At 42.0% G+C, this 16,961-nt stretch carries 19 protein-coding genes and 1 other annotated feature (1 of these 20 only partly in view); of the genes, 6 read left to right on the plus strand and 13 right to left on the minus strand.

Annotated elements, in window-relative coordinates; translation table 11 throughout:
- Window positions 1-73: 73 nt before the first annotated feature.
- The gene (locus ASU00_RS19225) at window positions 74-577 is read left to right on the plus strand and encodes a hypothetical protein (RefSeq protein ID WP_082630483.1); all 504 of its coding nucleotides are present in this window, start codon (window positions 74-76) and stop codon (window positions 575-577) included.
- Window positions 578-634: 57 nt separating this feature from the next.
- Here ASU00_RS19225 and ASU00_RS19230 read toward each other — a convergent pair whose 3' ends face one another.
- Window positions 635-1,966 (minus strand): PhoH family protein, encoded by a 1,332-nt coding sequence (locus tag ASU00_RS19230; RefSeq protein WP_057915086.1) that lies wholly within the window; start codon window positions 1,964-1,966, stop codon window positions 635-637.
- Window positions 1,967-2,231: 265 nt separating this feature from the next.
- Between ASU00_RS19230 and ASU00_RS19235 the strand changes: the two genes are divergently transcribed.
- The 3 genes from ASU00_RS19235 (at window position 2,232) to ASU00_RS19240 (ending at window position 3,607) form a co-directional block, all read left to right on the plus strand.
- Window positions 2,232-2,831 carry a YhcN/YlaJ family sporulation lipoprotein gene (locus ASU00_RS19235; RefSeq protein WP_236712780.1) on the plus strand — a complete coding sequence of 200 codons (600 nt, stop codon included), beginning with the start codon at window positions 2,232-2,234 and terminating at the stop codon, window positions 2,829-2,831.
- A gap of 160 nt (window positions 2,832-2,991) precedes the next feature.
- Window positions 2,992-3,192 (plus strand): YlaI family protein, encoded by a 201-nt coding sequence (locus tag ASU00_RS24720; protein WP_082630487.1) that lies wholly within the window; start codon window positions 2,992-2,994, stop codon window positions 3,190-3,192.
- On the plus strand, window positions 3,137-3,607 hold the full coding sequence (locus tag ASU00_RS19240; protein ID WP_162531825.1) for a hypothetical protein: 471 nt from the start codon (window positions 3,137-3,139) through the stop codon (window positions 3,605-3,607). Before ASU00_RS24720 ends, ASU00_RS19240 begins: the two co-directional genes overlap by 56 nt.
- 37 nt (window positions 3,608-3,644) lie before the next feature.
- On the opposite strand, the gene ASU00_RS19245 is transcribed toward ASU00_RS19240, so the two are convergent.
- Genes ASU00_RS19245 through typA form a run of 3 tightly spaced genes read right to left on the minus strand, consistent with a single transcriptional unit; the run spans window position 3,645 to window position 6,112 of the window.
- Window positions 3,645-3,929 carry a hypothetical protein gene (locus ASU00_RS19245; RefSeq protein ID WP_057915126.1) on the minus strand — a complete coding sequence of 95 codons (285 nt, stop codon included), beginning with the start codon at window positions 3,927-3,929 and terminating at the stop codon, window positions 3,645-3,647.
- 4 nt (window positions 3,930-3,933) lie between these two features.
- Window positions 3,934-4,242, minus strand: coding sequence for a YlaH-like family protein (locus ASU00_RS19250; protein WP_057915087.1), 309 nt, complete (start codon window positions 4,240-4,242; stop codon window positions 3,934-3,936).
- A 22-nt stretch (window positions 4,243-4,264) separates the two neighbouring features.
- The gene (gene typA / locus ASU00_RS19255; RefSeq protein ID WP_057915088.1) at window positions 4,265-6,112 is read right to left on the minus strand and encodes a translational GTPase TypA; all 1,848 of its coding nucleotides are present in this window, start codon (window positions 6,110-6,112) and stop codon (window positions 4,265-4,267) included.
- A gap of 124 nt (window positions 6,113-6,236) precedes the next feature.
- Here typA and ASU00_RS19260 point away from each other — a divergent pair, with 124 nt between their 5' ends.
- Window positions 6,237-6,419 (plus strand): YlaF family protein, encoded by a 183-nt coding sequence (locus ASU00_RS19260; protein ID WP_057915089.1) that lies wholly within the window; start codon window positions 6,237-6,239, stop codon window positions 6,417-6,419.
- Between the two features lie 65 nt (window positions 6,420-6,484).
- Here the strand turns inward: ASU00_RS19260 and ASU00_RS19265 are convergent, their stop codons facing one another.
- Window positions 6,485-7,288, minus strand: coding sequence for an inositol monophosphatase family protein (locus tag ASU00_RS19265; protein WP_057915127.1), 804 nt, complete (start codon window positions 7,286-7,288; stop codon window positions 6,485-6,487).
- 291 nt (window positions 7,289-7,579) lie between these two features.
- Entirely contained in the window at window positions 7,580-7,777 is a 198-nt protein-coding gene (locus ASU00_RS19270; protein ID WP_057915090.1) for a hypothetical protein, read from the minus strand.
- 198 nt (window positions 7,778-7,975) lie between these two features.
- Between ASU00_RS19270 and ASU00_RS19275 the strand changes: the two genes are divergently transcribed.
- On the plus strand, window positions 7,976-8,596 hold the full coding sequence (locus ASU00_RS19275) for a YktB family protein (RefSeq protein WP_057915091.1): 621 nt from the start codon (window positions 7,976-7,978) through the stop codon (window positions 8,594-8,596).
- Window positions 8,597-10,233: 1,637 nt separating this feature from the next.
- Here ASU00_RS19275 and trpA read toward each other — a convergent pair.
- From trpA to trpE, 7 genes are read right to left on the minus strand one after another with little or no spacing between them, the layout of a single operon-like run.
- Window positions 10,234-11,013 (minus strand): tryptophan synthase subunit alpha, encoded by a 780-nt coding sequence (trpA, locus tag ASU00_RS19280; RefSeq protein ID WP_057915092.1) that lies wholly within the window; start codon window positions 11,011-11,013, stop codon window positions 10,234-10,236.
- Window positions 11,006-12,211, minus strand: coding sequence for a tryptophan synthase subunit beta (gene trpB / locus ASU00_RS19285; RefSeq protein ID WP_057915093.1), 1,206 nt, complete (start codon window positions 12,209-12,211; stop codon window positions 11,006-11,008). Before trpB ends, trpA begins: the two co-directional genes overlap by 8 nt.
- Window positions 12,212-12,829, minus strand: coding sequence for a phosphoribosylanthranilate isomerase (locus tag ASU00_RS19290; RefSeq protein ID WP_057915094.1), 618 nt, complete (start codon window positions 12,827-12,829; stop codon window positions 12,212-12,214).
- A gap of 10 nt (window positions 12,830-12,839) precedes the next feature.
- Window positions 12,840-13,616 carry an indole-3-glycerol phosphate synthase TrpC gene (trpC, locus tag ASU00_RS19295; RefSeq protein WP_057915095.1) on the minus strand — a complete coding sequence of 259 codons (777 nt, stop codon included), beginning with the start codon at window positions 13,614-13,616 and terminating at the stop codon, window positions 12,840-12,842.
- Window positions 13,616-14,638: an anthranilate phosphoribosyltransferase gene (gene trpD, locus ASU00_RS19300; protein WP_057915096.1), complete on the minus strand. Its 1,023-nt coding sequence runs from the start codon at window positions 14,636-14,638 to the stop codon at window positions 13,616-13,618. Before trpD ends, trpC begins: the two co-directional genes overlap by 1 nt.
- Window positions 14,639-14,667: 29 nt before the next feature.
- Window positions 14,668-15,273 (minus strand): anthranilate synthase component II, encoded by a 606-nt coding sequence (locus ASU00_RS19305; RefSeq protein ID WP_057915097.1) that lies wholly within the window; start codon window positions 15,271-15,273, stop codon window positions 14,668-14,670.
- Entirely contained in the window at window positions 15,270-16,664 is a 1,395-nt protein-coding gene (gene trpE, locus ASU00_RS19310; RefSeq protein ID WP_057915098.1) for an anthranilate synthase component I, read from the minus strand. Before trpE ends, ASU00_RS19305 begins: the two co-directional genes overlap by 4 nt.
- A 124-nt stretch (window positions 16,665-16,788) precedes the next feature.
- Window positions 16,789-16,961: a binding site (T-box leader), on the minus strand; it runs 64 nt beyond the window's last position.

A 16,961-nucleotide genomic window follows, 5' to 3' on the forward strand; every position in this document is an offset into this window, starting at 1 on the left:
CATTCGTGATGATGTGACATTTCATTTATAATTGATTATAATTACTAAAGTGCAACAGAAAGGAATGAGACATTTGGAACCCATCGTGTTTATTAATGGAAGAGTGAAATATCCAATTACACTTGATCCCGGAGTCTGGATTTTTGATGACCGTAAAGTTGAAATAGATACATACTTCCACGCTGACAGAACCGAGGTCAATGAATTGGAGGAGTATACCATGAAAGCTTCCAAACATTGGCAAAAAGAAATTCAAGAGGGAGCAACCATGCCTCCTACTTTGAAAACGGAGCGAAAATTCGAAAAGCAAAGATTGATGGAAGGGACTTTTGGCATCCCCTTCGAGCCTTTCTTAAAAAATGCCGAACCCGAAAGCGGGGTAACGGAAGTCATGGTTACAACCGCAGATAAAGAATTTACATTTCCGTTGGAAGTGGCACTTCAATTTTTTCTTGGCTTTTCCAAGGACGGTAAACCGCTTAAAGTAGCCGATGGCGGCCCTTTGGAAATCTATTTTGGAGATGCAACCAATCTCGAAAATCCGATTAAGAATGTACGGTCCTTCACGATAAAATAGTTGATGTTAAACAAAAAAAAGAATCGGCAAGGGGGACTTCCCCGCTTGCCGATTTCTTTATAATAGCGTAGCGGCAAGCTGGGCTAATCCGGACCTTTCTCCTTTGATCAATTTAACATGTCCGGCGATCCGCTCGGTCTTGAACTTTTCCACCACATAGGTCAAGCCATTATTGTACTCATCTAAATAAGGATGATCGATTTGTTCGGGATCCCCCATCAAGACAATCTTGCTTCGCTCCCCGACTCTCGTCAATATGGTCTTAACTTCATGCTTCGTTAAATTTTGCGCCTCATCAATGATGATGAACTGATCCGGGATGCTCCTTCCCCTTATATACGTAAGGGCCTCGACTTCAATCGAACTCATGCCTGCTAAAATGGCGTCCAGTTCTCCCGGTTTTTTCGTGTTGAACAAATATTGTAAATTATCAAAAATAGGCTGCATCCAAGGTCTTAGCTTCTCCTCTTTTTCCCCCGGGAGATACCCGATATCTTTACCGACCGGCACAATAGGCCTAGCAACCAAAAGCTTCTTATATTGTGACAGATCTTCCGTCTGCATCAAACCGGTTGCCAATGCCAATAACGTCTTCCCTGTCCCCGCTTTACCTATCAGCGTCACCAGTTGGATATCGGAGCGGAGCAATAAATCAAGGGCCATCGTCTGCTGGACATTCCTTGGCTTGATCCCCCAAATATGTTCTCCTTCATAAACCAATTTCTTAACGAACCTGCAGTTCTCATCAACTATCCCGATCGCAGAAGCAGAACTCCCCAGCGTGTCCTTCATCAACAGGAATTGATTGGGATAATACGTATCTTTAGTCAGTTCTTCAAGTGGCAGAAAAGTTTTTTCGTAAAACTTATTCAGATTATCAATTGAAACAAACACTTCTTTATGCCCACCGTATATATGGTCCAGTTCAACGACGCGATCATTCAAAAAATCCTCTGCCTCGAGCCCAATCGCATCAGCTTTCACCCTTACAAGAGTATCCTTGCTAACAAGGATGACCGTTTTCCCATCTTCTTTCGTTTCCTCTTCCAATGATAAATTTTTAGCAACGGCCAAAATTCTGTTATCGTTCGTTTTTTCCACGAAAATTTCCTGAAGCTCATGGAATGAACGGTGATTGAGTTCAATTCTTAAGCTTCCTCCATTATGGAGCGGGATGCTCAGATGAAGCTTCCCCTTTTCACGGAAGCTATCGATCAGCTTTGATACTTGTCTGGCATTTCTTCCTATTTCATCCATATATCTTTTTTTCGAATCCAATTCTTCTAGGACGACTGCAGGAATGACCACTTCATTATCTTCAAATGAATAAATTGCATACGGATCCTGCAACAGGACATTCGTATCTAAAACATAGATTTTTTTCCCCAATATGACGCCTCCTGCCTGCTCTTTAGGATTGGCCTTACCATTTACTGCTCTCAGCAGTTATGTAGCGGACGAGACTGTTGATAAAATATATGTTCCTTTGCATAAAGATAGAAGAACATTTACAGACTATAAAGAAAACTTCCTGTAAAGATATCTTCACATAAATGGAACTTAACATCGTCAGCTGAAATTCATGCTTATATGCATCAGAATTAGTCGGTGTGGACAGGCTGTTACTAACGAAAAATATGAAGGGGGCCATATCTTGCAAAAAATCATTTTATCAGTCGCTGCCATTTTTTTGATGACGGGCTGTTCAATGAATAATAAAAATCAAGCGTCGGAAGATGATGCTAAAAACCATATAACGAAAGTCAATAATTCGACCATTCAGGAAGCGGACAGAGATACTGGTCAGCAAACTGCCGATAGGCTTACTGATTTGGCTACCTCCATTCCCGAGGTGAATGATGCCACCGCAGTCGTACTTGGCAAATATGCGATAGTAGGGATAGATATTGACCAAGATATTGAGCGTTCACAGGTAGGGTCGATTAAATACTCGGTTGGGGAAACGTTAAAGAACGATCCTAAAGGTGCCAGTGCCATCATCGTTGCAGATCCCGATCTAAATGAACGGATCAGGGAAGTTGCAAAGGATATTAAAGACGGTAAACCGATAAGAGGGATCCTAAATGAACTGGCTGACATCACAAGCCGAGTCATCCCTGAGGTACCAGGTGATATATTGACACCTACACCATCAAAATCGATTGACAAGGAAAAGAATCAACTCAATGATAATCAGGAAAAACAAGAACTGGATAAAGAACAAAATGATCAATCCAATGACCATATTGAATGAGTTTCCTTACCCGAAGGTATTTCTTCGGGTTTTTGTCTATATCCGCCATTCTCTAAAATCGTTTCTTGGGTAGAATCCTAGTTGCACTTTATCCTCGTTTTACCATAAAATTATTGGTATACTTAAAAGCATATTCGAATTGAAGTGAGGTTCATATAATATGAAGGTTAAATGTGTAATATGTGATCAGATTGAATCGATCCCTGACGATAGTCCAGAAGCAAAGAAGCTCCGTAACCGACCTATACATACCTATATGTGCGATACATGCAGTCAACGCATAGAAGAGCGTACGAACGAACGGATTGCAACCGGGAACTTCCGGCTATACCGTACAATCAAAACTGAAGATGAATGGTAACATCATTTATAAAGCCCTTGTGATCGGCACCATCAATGGGATCATACTTGGTTTAATAATGAAGTGGATCGAAATGTTTTTTGGAATGAAAGTGTATACGCTTTTATTGAATGTGGATTTCCTTCCTGTAATCGGCACAGTTCCTTGGGTGGAAGAATTCTTGTTCGTTTTCCATCTGCTTTTCTCGATAGCCATTACTTGGAGTTACGTCCATTTCGTCATTCCTTTGAAAATCTTCAAAAACTGGAACAAATATACACTTGCATTCCTGACTATTATGCCTGTCATCCTTTTGTACTTCCCATTGGCAGCATGGTCACTGAAAGAAGCAGTCCTTCCTTCTGATTTGAAGGCCTTCATTGTGTGGTCAATTCTACACCTGATTTACGCACTTTCCCTCCCAAAAGCCATATAAAAAGAACCGTACGAATATCGTACGGTTCTTTTTATCATTACTCGATATTTTTATACTTTTCTGGTTCTAGCTGAATTTGATCTAACATGATATCAATCAGTTCAATCGGAAAACGTTGCTTTTTCGTTTCTTCGTCCATTGTATATTCGACGAAGTAAAAAGGCTCTGCTCGTGAAACTGAATCAATGATTACTTGATGATCGTCTTGCAGCAGCTGCATGAAAAACAATTCCGTTTCGCGTGCAGCGGTATCATCAGGTCTAGCATCACAGACAACTTTGATCGTCAACCAATTGTATAAAGCATCCTGCAATGATTTCATCATCTTATACCTGTTCTTCTTTTCTCGAATTATGAAGACGAATTCTATAAATCCCAAGAACAAGCGATGCGATGACTAATGCTTCCCCCATAGGAAGAAACACCGCAAAGAAAGAAAGAAGGGTACACCCAAGTGCCATTACTGCATAAATTACCAGATTTTTTAGCAAAGGTAACTTTTTGGCAAAACCTAACTGATAGACAAGGATGCATAATCCAAAGACCGTTAAATATAAATACCACATTCCTGCTTCAGGATTTTCATCCACTTTGTACAATGCTGCAAAAAATGATAATCGCTCTTGGATATCCAATCTTTTCTCCTCCTCTTGCTATTTATTTTTCTTCAACAGCCACTTTTTTCCTTTTAGCTGCTCTTTCACGTTCGTTTTTATCAAGGATTTTTTTACGAAGACGGATGGACTCAGGAGTTACCTCACAGTACTCATCATCATTCAAATATTCCAGCGCTTCTTCAAGAGACAAGATTCTTGGTTTCTTCATGGAAGAAGTTTGGTCTTTATTCGCTGAACGCATATTCGTCATTTGTTTCGCTTTAACGATATTTACAGTCAAATCGCTATCACGGTTATGTTCCCCGACGATCATACCTTCGTAAATATCCGTACCTGGCTCAACGAAAATAACACCGCGGTCTTCTACTTGCATCGTACCATATTGTGTTGTTTTTCCTGATTCCATGGAAACAAGCACACCTTGGCGTCTTCCGCCGACTTGGCCTTGTGCCATTGGTTGGTAGCTGTCGAATGAATGGTTCATGATGCCATATCCACGTGTGATCGTTAAGAACTCAGTCGAATATCCGATCAATCCGCGAGCAGGGATCGTGAACAGTAAACGGACTTGACCGCTTCCGCTATTGATCATATCCAGCAATTCACCTTTACGAGCTCCCATAGATTCCATGATAGAACCAGTGTGCTCTTCAGGTACGTCAATCTGAACACGTTCAACCGGTTCACAACGTACACCATCAATCAAGCGAACGATAACTTCCGGTTTAGAAACTTGCAGTTCATACCCTTCACGTCTCATGTTTTCGATCAGGATGGAAAGGTGAAGCTCTCCACGTCCTGAAACAACCCAAACATCAGGAGAATCGGTGTTTTCAACTCTTAAGCTGACATCCGTTTGCAATTGGTTTTTCAAACGCTCTTCAATTTTACGAGCTGTAACGAATTTACCTTCGCGACCTGCGAATGGGCTGTTATTTACAAGGAAAGTCATTTGTAATGTAGGCTCGTCAATACGTAAGATCGGAAGTGCATCAGGATGTTCGACCGGACAAACCGTTTCACCTACGTTAATATCTTCCATACCAGAAACGGCAATCAAATCACCTGCAACGGCTTCTTGGATTTCAACTTTCTTCAAGCCGATATAACCAAAGATTTTCGTTACACGGAATTGTTTAACCTTTCCATCAAGCTTCATTAATGATACTTGTTGACCTACATGCATTTTACCGCGGAATACACGGCCAACACCGATACGACCTACATAATCATTGTAATCAAGTAATGCCACTTGGAATTGAAGTGGTTCATCCGAGTTATCAATTGGTGCAGGGATCGTTTCGACGATCGTTTCGAATAGTGGTGTCATGTCTTCTTCTTGTTTAGCAGGATCTGAATCCAAGCTAGCTGTACCAGCAATACCTGAAGTGAAGACTACAGGGAAATCCAACTGTTCTTCTTCCGCTCCCAGTTCAATGAATAAGTCGATTACTTCATCAACCACTTCATCTGGACGTGCAGAATCTTTATCGATTTTGTTCACGACAACGATTGGCGTGATTTTTTGTTCTAATGCTTTTTTCAACACAAAACGCGTTTGAGGCATGCAACCTTCATAGGCGTCGACAACAAGCAGAACGCCATCAACCATTTTCATGATCCGTTCCACTTCACCGCCAAAGTCGGCATGACCAGGTGTATCCAAAATGTTAATTCTTGTATCTTGGTATTGTACTGCTGTATTTTTCGCAAGAATCGTAATTCCGCGTTCCTTTTCAATCGCATTAGAGTCCATCGCACGTTCTTCCACATGTTCGTTTTCACGGAAAGTACCAGATTGCTTAAGCAACTGATCCACTAACGTCGTTTTACCATGGTCAACGTGGGCAATGATGGCTATATTACGAATATTTTCTCTTAATTTCAAAAAATTCACTCCTAAAAAAGTTTGTGTATAACGTATCACTAGTATTAACTTACATATTATATCACAAACATACTAGAAACAAATACAGAAATTATGTACAATAGATATATTAGGGGTGATATTAATGAATATTAAATGGAATTTCTTAATATTAGCGATATTGGCAACATCCAGTATTGGCTCCATTGGCATCTTCATTGCTGAAAAAAGCTTGATTGGGATACTCGCTGCAATCGTTGTGCTTTGCGGAGTGATGGGCTTCGGTTTCACTCAGAAGAAAAAATTACGCGAAGCTGGAAAGTTATAATATAAAAAACTCGCTGACAGACAGCGAGTTTTTTTGTTAATTTTTTCAATAAGATCAATCCCGCTTCAAAGACTGGAATTACCTGTGAGATATTTATCGAAAACTTCTTTATGCAGACCCGGTTTGGAAACGAACAGTGAATCACCTTCTATAAAATTCAATCTGTCGCCTTTCATATTACTTACTTCCCCGCCCACTTCCTCAACCAGTAACACTCCTCCGGCAAAATCCCAAGGCATGAGCCTCATCGTTATATAGGCATCTATCCTTCCAGCCGCCACGAATGCAAGCTCCAATGCTGCCGAACCATAAGAACGGGTTCCTCGAGAATCCCGAACGAGCGGCGCTAAAAGACGAGGGTCAATCCTCCGGTTTTCCGTCACCCAGCTTGCATTGATGGAAACGATCGCCCTGCTTACAGATGTTGATTCGAGTGAAGGTAGGCGTAGATCATCCATGTATGCACCCTGTCCCTTGATGACATGATATAATTCATCACTAACGACGTCATACACCATGCCGATTTTGCCGATGCCATCTACATAAATTCCAAGCGAAATGGCAAAATCCCGCTGTTGATGAATGAAATTCAATGTCCCATCGATCGGGTCGATGATCCATACCGTCCCCTTTAAATCCTTTATATCATTGCCCATTCCCTCTTCCCCAAAAATGCGGTGATCAGGGAAAACCTCGCCAATTTTGTCGCAAAAAAACTTTTCTATTCCTTTATCCATATTTGTAACCAAATCATTAGGATTCGTTTTCATTTCAATATCCAATTTGGTATTAAAGGACGCCCTTAGCCTCGTTCCCGCTTCTTTCATCCATAATTTTGCATATGTATCCATTTCCTTTACCGATGCCATTATAATATCCCCGTCCTTTATGATCAGAAACTGCATTAAAATGATCCTTTTATAAAGATTAAAGCAAATATAGTTTGTCTTCAAGTTTTTAACATCTTACATTTTTGAAATTCCGCTAGAAGCAAGGAAAGCTTCGTGCGCGCTCTTCACATTTATATAGCTTCGACATTGAATGAAAAACGGACACGTTATTTTTTTATAAAATAAGTGTCCGTTCATCTATAATGAAATTCCTTGTATTGAAATTGATTCATTTCCTTTTAGTCATTCTCCTTCATGATCACTAACTTCCTACAATGCTTTCAACTTCAGCAATTCCAGCCGGATTCGTTCAAGCCTTTGCTTGCATTGTGACCGCTTTTGATCATTGTCTTCACCAATCGCTTCAAAAAGGGTTGCTAATTCATAGTCCATTTCCATTCTTAACACTGCAGCTCTATGTCTTTCAACTTCTTTAGCTTTTAATGCTTGGTTCATGACTTGTTTCATAATTAACATTCTCCCTTCAATTAACCTAATTTTCTGAATTTATTTTTATTTTATCATATGTCTTCCTTCAACAAATAGCAACTAATTTGTGCGTTAACCCATAAGGAATTTTGGCGTATCGCTCCATAAGCGTATTAATTAATTTTTACTTTTACTTATGCTACAATATTTGAAGATATTACGGTAGGAGAGATGATAATGACTTTAGCAAGGTTTACAGCAGATGATTTTAACGTCTTTAAAATCGAAGGTTTAGAACCACGGATGGACGCTTTAAAAGAAAGGATTCAACCGAAATTACATGCTCTTGGCGAGAATTTTTCCCAACAGCTGTCCGTAATGACGGGTGATGAAATGTACCCTCATGTTGCAAGGCATGCTCGAAGGAAAGTGAATCCTCCTAACGATACATGGGTTGCTTTCGCAGCTAACAGCAGAGGCTATAAAATGATGCCGCATTTTCAAATTGGGTTATGGGAAACGCATATGTTCATATGGTACGCCGTCATATATGAAGCTCCGAATAAACCGGAAATCGGAAAGAAACTGGAGCAACAAGCGGACCAACTTGTACAAAGCATTCCCTCAGATTATGTATGGTCAATCGATCATACAAAACCTGACGTTATCCCTCATGATGGTCTTGGCGTTGAAGATTTGAACTCGATGTTCCATCGTTTCCAAACAGTAAAGAAAGCCGAAATCCTATGCGGCGTAAGGATATCACGTGATGATGTTATTCAAATGAATAATGATGATTTCATGAAAACCATTCAAGATGCGTTTGAACATCTTTTACCCTTATATAAATTAAATTAAACGCATTTATTTAACCCATTAGCCGTTCTTGCTGCGAACGAAAAGAAGATCGGTTGCTTGCTCCCCCAGCCTGTAGGCAAACTCGATGGAAATTGAGTTGAACTGCCCCGTACATGTTAGACACCAAACTAACATGTACGGGGTTTTTTTATGCTTCCTTCCAACCCACTCTGTTTTAAAAGAAGGAGTGATTGCCATCTGCCAATAGTTTTGAGGATTAGGTACAATGAACATTTCATTGCACTACAGGCACTCTCTTTCCGCGGGCGGTCCGGGAGCCTCGCATTCCCGCAGGAGTCTCGCACCTTCCGTTCCATTCCACTTAGTATTAAAACAAAGGTAGCGTTCCAAATAAACCAAATAGTGCCTTTCTTAATTCGGATAACGATTCGAAATGGCTTTTTTTCACAAACCCTTTCTAAATAATTTCAAATGTTGCTTCCGCTAAGCATTATCATATGTGCAAACTTACTACTCAAAGAGCGCTTGATGATAGAATTTCTAAGGCTTCATCAATCCATATAATCTTACATTCACTTCCACGACCCGTGTGAAATAGCTTGATCTTGTTTTGATCAATATTAATGGAAGAAATATCTTGTTACACTAAATGAACGTCCTACTGAACACAGGCACTTTATCCGGTAATTTCCCGATTATAAAGATCGACAAATACACAGATGACATGCTTTTTTCTCGATCCTTACATACGTTAAACCATTGACAGCCACGCTGTACACTTCTTACTGTCTGAACTCGAGGTTTAGTTCATTTTTTGTTTTGATTCGTTATTGGTTGAGGCGTGGGATTTAACTGCGTATAGATGAACAAGTAGGATTGCTTTTTCATCACTCGACCAAAGCTTCTTCTTAAAACCTGGTACCCGCACTTCTGGAGTTCCACTTTAATCTTCCGCGTGCCTTAGTTTTGGCCTAGCATGTGAGATTTCAGGCACCTTGAGGCTTACTTCATCTGTTTCAGCAAATATTTTCTTCATAATAGTACGTGCTTCTTTACATTTAAGGGACGTTACACACTGCTGATACCGAGTTTTTGTGTGCGTTGTTCCAAATCACATTTACTTTCGTTCCATGGCTAACCGGCTTGCTTTACCAACTCATTCTCAATTACTAACTGTTTATTTCTCTTCATTACCTAGGCTAATTTCACTTGATCAGGAGATTGACCAACCTGTGTTGTGTTGTTGACTGATCCTTTATCCGGAGAGGAGTGAGTCAGTTGGTACTCTCTAATAATTTCATTGCGAGACTTTCCGTTTACGTATGGTTGTACCATTTGTCCTTTAAATTCTTGGGTGAATGGTCGGCGCTCACATGGTTTTCCATAGTCTACATGACCTTGAAAAAATTATCTAACATAGTGTCCGATGCATTGGTGCATAGCTACTTTCGAAGTTCAGCCTCCACCTGTGGCTAATATAGATTTTAACTTAAAGATTCCTCAGAGTGGATTGGAGCGAGTGCCTGCTGTGGAAAGCAACAGTCTACGTATTTAATCTCCCTCGCCCAAACACATGGTCATGAATGGCCTAGCATGGTGGGCCGTGGAGTTCTTATCTTAAATTGGGCGAAAGTTCAAAAGGAGTTCGGAATGTTTAATTCCGAACCCCTTTTTCTTTATTTTCGAACTAATTCTTTGCTGGCTCGTATCAACTCTTGAATTTGTTCTTCCTTACCTGTTTCGAAGCATTCAATGATTTTGCTGCCGACAATGACACCATCACAGGACTGTATCGTATCCCGCACGTGTTCTGGCGTCGATATGCCAAAGCCAGCTAGAACGGGAACGGGACTCAGCTCTTTGACCTTCTTTAAGTAACCCCCAAGTTCCCCTCCAAAAACGTTACGGGCACCCGTGATGCCTTTGACTGTAACGGCGTAAATAAAGCCTTCTGCCCCTGCTGTAATCTCAGTGATGCGGTCTTTCGAAGAAGTGAGTGTTACAAGTCTGATAAGCACGATTCCTGCCGTTTTGATAGATGAAAACATCGCTTCTTCTTCAATCGGTACATCAGGGATGATACATCCCGAAATCCCTGCGTGAAGACAATCTTCCGTAAACTCTTTAAGCCCATAGGCCAAGATCGAATTGGAGTATCCCATAAAGATGATGGGAATGTTCACCTCATTTTTAATTTCCATCACTTTTTTCAATACAGCCTTTAAAGTGGTACCCTCGCCCAAGGAACGAAGCCCAGCTTGTTGGATAACCGGTCCGTCAGCTACTGGGTCAGAGAATGGGATACCTAGTTCAACAGCTGTTGCCCCGCTTTTTTCCAGAAAAAGAAGCTGGCTCTTTAACCGTTCAAGACCGCCATCGCCTGCCATTATATAAGGAATAAACGCTTTTTCCTGCTTAGCCTGACATTCTTCAAGCGCCTTTGTCAATTTATTCATGTTCGCTACCCCCTATGATTGATTTGACCGTTTCTACATCTTTATCTCCCCGCCCAGACAGGCAAATCACCAATCCTGTACCTTTATCCATTTCCTTAGCAAGTTTCAACCCATAAGATATGGCATGTGAACTTTCCAGCGCAGGAATGATTCCTTCTTCCCTTGAAAGCATCATCAGAGCCTCCAATGCTTCCTTATCTGTAACAGACGTATACTCGACACGCTTCGTATCTTTTAAGTAACTATGTTCCGGGCCAACCCCAGGATAATCCAGCCCGGCTGAAATTGAATGCGCCTCTTCTATTTGGCCGTCTTCGTTCTGTAACACATACATGAATGCGCCGTGCAGCACTCCAGGTTTCCCTTTCGTCAAGCTGGATGCATGTAGATGGGTATCCAGGCCATGACCTGCAGCTTCCACTCCATATAACTTGACCGTTTCGTCTTCAATGAACGGATAAAACATTCCCATAGCATTGCTGCCCCCGCCTATGCATGCAACTACTGCATCGGGAAGAGAATGGTTTTCCTCCATATATTGGCGCTTTGTTTCCTTGCCGATCACGCTTTGAAAATCACGTACAATGACTGGGAATGGATGCGGCCCGAGAACGGATCCCATTATGTAATGGGTGTCATCCACATTAGCTACCCAATAGCGCAACGCTTCATTAACTGCATCCTTCAGAGTCCCGCTTCCTTGTGATACGGATATGACCTTGGCACCTAATAGCTCCATGCGGAACACATTCAGTTTTTGTCTCCTGATGTCTTCTTCTCCCATAAAAATGATGCATTCCAGCTTCAACAAAGCACACACTGTCGCAGTTGCCACACCATGCTGCCCTGCACCGGTTTCGGCAATCACCTTTTTCTTGCCCATCTTCTGAGTCAGCAATGCCTGACCGATCGTATTATTGATTTTGTGGGCTCCCGTATGATTCAAGTCCTCCCGCTTCAGATAAATATCTGCACCGCCAGCTAATTTCGTTAGGTTCTCCGCAAAATAAAGAGGTGTTTCGCGGCCGATATATTGTTTCAGGTAATAGCTCAATTGCTCTTGGAATTCCGGATCTTTTTTAGATTGATCATATACTTCTTCAAGCTCCGTAATTGCAGCCATTAACGTTTCCGGAACGAAACGGCCTCCATATGCTCCAAAATGTCCAGTTTTGTCAGGCAGCGTATAAGTACTCATCTATTCATTCCCCTTTTCCGGCTGATATTTCGCCTCATTAATAAATGCTCTCATTTTCAGCGGATCTTTCATTCCATTTGTTTCGACCCCACTTGCTACGTCGACAGCGATCGGTGAAACAGCACTAATCGCTTTGCCGACATTTTCCGGTGTCAGCCCTCCTGCGAGAATTACCTTCCCAAGGGGCAGGTCCGCTTTGCCGATCATATCCCAATCCAAAGTCAATCCTTTACTAGATGAACCCTTAGGAAGATCCACTAAAAGAAATTCGGCTGGGTACTCGCGAAGGTTTTCAAGATCTTTCTCTGACTGTATGGCAAAAGCCTTGATCACCGGGAGCGGCATCCTGAGAGCGAAGTCGGCTGACTCGTTACCATGCAGTTGAATAAAATCCAATCCTGCAACTTCTGCACTTCTAAGCACTTCTTGCTCGGTTTGATTGGCAAACACTCCGACTTTCTTGACATGATTCGGAAGCTTCTTCCCGAATTCACCAACCAATTCAGGCTCTATTTTCCTGCTGCTCTCAGCAAAAATGAACCCAACGAAGTCCGCACCGCACGTTACAGCTTCTTGAGCTGCAGATAATGTCTTTATCCCACAAATTTTCACTAACATAGCAATCTCCTTAAATATGCATTTGCAGTTCTGCCATAGTATTGGGGAGATTTGCTGAAGTCATCAGTGTCTCCCCAACTAGAATTGCCTTTGCACCAGCTTGTTTCACACGCAAAACGTCTTCTTTTGTTTTAATTCCACTTTCACTGATGATCATGTGGCGTTTGGGATCAAGTAACTTCGCCAACCGTTCCGTGACAGCCAAATCCACCTCGAATGTTTTTAGATTCCGATTGTTTATTCCAATCAGTTCTGCATTAAGTTCCAGTGCTCGTTTTAATTCAGCTTCATCATGAATTTCAGTTAAAACATCCAACCCTTTATTTTTTGCATATTGATATAATTCATGAAGTCGCTCTTGGGAAAGTGCAGCAACAATTAATAGAATGATTGTCGCGCCTGCTTGATAGGCACGATCGATTTGAATTTCATCAATGATGAAATCTTTGCACAACCTTGGAATCTTTATGGCTTCGCTTACCGCCCTTAAATCGGAAATCGATCCCTTGAAGAATACTTCATCCGTCAATACGGATATCGCTGCCGCCCCTCCCCTTTCATAGGAAAGCGCCTGTTCGATCGGATTTACATCCATTTTAATGGTTCCTTTTGAAGGGGAAGCCCGTTTGATTTCCGCAATGATCGCGATGGCCTCGGCCGTTTTCAACGTTTCGACAAGAGAAGGCCTGACCATTTCGATCATGATTGATTCATCTAAACCCTTTTCCTTTAATTTTTTTACTTCCACTTTTTTCTGTTCAATGATTTCCATTAAGATATTTCCCATTACATGACCACCTTATTTCTTTTGCCATAGGCAATAAGATTTTCTAATTTTGAAAGGGCGGAGCCGCTATCAAGGCTTTCCTTAGCCATGGAGATTCCTTTTTTGATCGTTGCTGCCGTACCATGTGCGTATAACCCTAGGCCAGCATTCAACAAAACGGTATCTCGGTAAGCCCCTTTTTCCCCTTTTAGCAGGCGCAGCATGATATCGGCATTTTGTTTGGCATCGCCGCCCCTGATTTGACCGTTATCGTACACGGGCAGATCCACCTCTTCGGGATGCAGTGTAAACGGGATGATATCCCCTTGCTCCAACAGAACGAGCGCGTTTTCCCCCTGCAGGCTTGCTTCATCCATGAATCCGGCGCCATTTATGACGATCGCGCGTGTTCTGCCTAATTTTCGGAGCACTTCTGCAAATAATTCGAGCATATCACGACGATTTATCCCTAATAATTGGGTGTCAAGCTGAACTGGATTCGTCAAGGGTCCGATTAAATTGAATATGGTCGGGATTTTCAATTCTTTTCTCACTTTCATGATCCTTGCAATATTAGGGTGGACGGATGGAGCAAATAGAAATGCTATCCCATTCTCCTCCAACAGTTCCTTTATCATCTCTGGTTCCAAGGACAAATTAACCCCCAGCTCTTCCAATACATCCGCACTGCCCGTTCTGCTTGAAATGCTGCGATTGCCATGTTTGGCAACCTTGACTCCTGCTCCAGCCAGTACAAAGGCCGATGTGGTACTTATATTGAAGCTTTGTGAGCCATCACCACCCGTACCGCAATTGTCCATTACACTTAGCGAGCTTGTTTGGAAACTCCTTGCTTCCTTTCTCATAACTTTAACAAGGCTTGCTATTTCACCTGCCGTTTCCCCTTTCGCTTTCAAGGCAATGATGAAAGCGGCCATTTCGCTTTCAGTGATATCTTTAGAAAATAACGCTTGGGCTGCTCTGCTCATCTCATCTTCCGTCAATGTTTGACGCTCTGCTAACTTTGCTAAATATTCCTTCACCGCTAACTCCCCCAGTCGTTGTTTTGAAATTATAAGATGGATCGTTTTTTTTCTGATTGATAGGTCCCGGCAATTTTATAAAATTGATGCAATAACTCCTTGCCGATTTTCGTCCCGATGGATTCAGGATGGAACTGCAGACCGTATAACGGGTACTCATCATGCTGTAACGCCATGATCTCCCCATCATCCACTGCTGCTGCCGTAACGATCAATTCTTTTGGCAGGCTTCCTCTTTCCACTACTAGGGAGTGATAACGCATGACAGGGAATTGCAAGTCCTGATTCACAAATACCCCTGTACCATCATGCTCGATAACCGAGGTTTTCCCATGCATGATATGCTGTGCCCCAACCACATTTGCCCCAAAGGCTGCGCCAATCGCCTGATGCCCGAGGCAAATGCCCAAAAGGGGAACCTTCTTATGAAAATGACGAATGATTTCCATGCTGATACCAGCATCTTCCGGCCGTCCAGGGCCAGGGGAAATGACGATTGCCAGTGGATTCATATCCTCGATTTCGGCAATGGTGATTTCGTCATTCCTTTTCACGATGATGTCTTTCTCCACTTCCCCTAAATATTGATAAAGGTTGTAAGTGAACGAGTCGTAATTATCAATTAATAAAATCATTTTCTGTGAACCTCCATTAAAGCGCGAGCCTTATTTTGTGTTTCCTCATATTCCGTTTTCGGATCTGAATCATATACAATCCCTGCCCCCGCCTGTACATAGGCCTTGCCATCTTTAATGATCATCGTTCGAATCGCTAAAGCCATATCCAGGTCCCCACCAAAGCCCACGAATCCTATCGAGCCGGAATACACCCCGCGTTTGCAGTTTTCCAATTCATTGATCAGCTCCATTGCGCGAATCTTAGGGGCGCCTGATACTGTCCCGGCAGGAAGGCAGGCAGATAGTGCATCCAAACCCGTGAATCCTTCTCTAAGTGTTCCGCTGATTTTCGATGCAATATGCATCACATGCTGATACCTTTGAATTTCCATTTCCTCGGTAAGGTGAATCGATCCTATTTCACAAACCCTGCCAAGATCATTTCTTCCTAAATCAACAAGCATCTTATGTTCAGCAAGTTCCTTTTCATCCATCAGCAAGCTCTTTTCAAAGCCTTTATCTTCTTCATCCGTTTTTCCTCTCGGGCGTGTGCCGGCAATCGGGTTAACATGGACAATCCCTGACGAAACACTGATCAAGCTTTCTGGAGAAGATCCGATAATGGTATATTCACCAAATTCAATATAAAACATATAAGGGGAGGGGTTGGCTAAACGCAGACGACGGTATGCATCGAATGGCTTTCCATCGAAGTCCGCTTTGAACCTCTGCGATAAAACCACCTGGAATACCTCTCCTGCCACTATTGCCTCTTTAACTTCGCGTACCATTTTCTCGAATTCTTCCTGTGTGAAATTCGATTCGAATTCCAAATATTCCGACGATATTTCCTTTGATGGTTTGTTTGTCTGATTGATTGTTTCCTTCATCCGCAGCAAGCTTTTCTCACTGTCTTCCTCAGCAGTCAATAGATGTATCTTCTGGAGCACATGATCGAATATATACAGTTCCTTAAAAAAGAGAAAATGAGCATCCGGCATTTGCAGAGAATCAGGAGGCACTGAACCGATATTTTCGTATAAACGAATGATATCATACCCCAAATATCCTACTGCTCCCCCGTTAAATGGCGGAATATTTACCGGGGTGTCCCCTATCTCCACCAACAATTCATTTTTCAGAAACTCAATGATGTTTGTGTTCTTTACGATCTGCCCACCTGTCTCGGTATCTTTTACATATACGTGGCCAGCAAGTGACGTTACCTCCAGATATGGATTCGAACCTAAGTACGAATAACGTCCATTGTCATGATGGGAATTCGAGCTCTCCAATAAAAACCTTTGTTTTCCATCTAATTTCTGAAATATGGCGATCGGTGTATGAATATCGCCTTCAATAGTTTCCATTTTGAAGCGAAGCAGCTTTTTTTCATTCAAATTGTTCATCAAAAATTCCCTCCAGATTGTTATAAGATCATGTGAACTCTTTTTGCGGTTTAATTGCCGACGCTTCTGCCTCAATCGAATTAAAATCCATAAAAAAATCCCCTGCAAACACAAATATGTGCCTGCAGAGGACGGTATACCGCGGTGCCACCTCAAGTTGGAAAAACAAAGCATTTTTCCCGCTCAAGCAGGAAATCGAAATTTCCTGCCAACCCCTATAACGGCGGAAGCCGGGTTTCCCTACTTATTTCAAGAAACCACTCATAAGTCCATTCATCCTTTTGTATCGTACCGGTT

It is taken from the genome of Peribacillus muralis, from assembly GCF_001439925.1.
Lineage (GTDB): Bacteria > Bacillota > Bacilli > Bacillales > DSM-1321 > Peribacillus > Peribacillus muralis.

Excerpts from the sequence above, each read along its gene's own strand:
- trpA (WP_057915092.1), bottom strand. The coding sequence starts at position 11,013 with ATGAATAAATTGACAAAGGCGCTTGAAGAATGTCAGGCTAAGCAGGAA.
- ASU00_RS19270 (WP_057915090.1), bottom strand. The coding sequence starts at position 7,777 with ATGAAACAAGTCATGAACCAAGCATTAAAAGCTAAAGAAGTTGAAAGA.
- ASU00_RS19260 (WP_057915089.1), top strand. The coding sequence starts at position 6,237 with ATGAATATTAAATGGAATTTCTTAATATTAGCGATATTGGCAACATCC.
- ASU00_RS19275 (WP_057915091.1), top strand. The coding sequence starts at position 7,976 with ATGACTTTAGCAAGGTTTACAGCAGATGATTTTAACGTCTTTAAAATC.
- trpE (WP_057915098.1), bottom strand. The coding sequence starts at position 16,664 with ATGAACAATTTGAATGAAAAAAAGCTGCTTCGCTTCAAAATGGAAACT.
- ASU00_RS24720 (WP_082630487.1), top strand. The coding sequence starts at position 2,992 with ATGAAGGTTAAATGTGTAATATGTGATCAGATTGAATCGATCCCTGAC.
- trpC (WP_057915095.1), bottom strand. The coding sequence starts at position 13,616 with ATGGGAAATATCTTAATGGAAATCATTGAACAGAAAAAAGTGGAAGTA.
- trpB (WP_057915093.1), bottom strand. The coding sequence starts at position 12,211 with ATGAGTACTTATACGCTGCCTGACAAAACTGGACATTTTGGAGCATAT.
- ASU00_RS19245 (WP_057915126.1), bottom strand. The coding sequence starts at position 3,929 with ATGAAATCATTGCAGGATGCTTTATACAATTGGTTGACGATCAAAGTT.
- ASU00_RS19290 (WP_057915094.1), bottom strand. The coding sequence starts at position 12,829 with ATGTTAGTGAAAATTTGTGGGATAAAGACATTATCTGCAGCTCAAGAA.
- ASU00_RS19305 (WP_057915097.1), bottom strand. The coding sequence starts at position 15,273 with ATGATTTTATTAATTGATAATTACGACTCGTTCACTTACAACCTTTAT.
- ASU00_RS19265 (WP_057915127.1), bottom strand. The coding sequence starts at position 7,288 with ATGGCATCGGTAAAGGAAATGGATACATATGCAAAATTATGGATGAAA.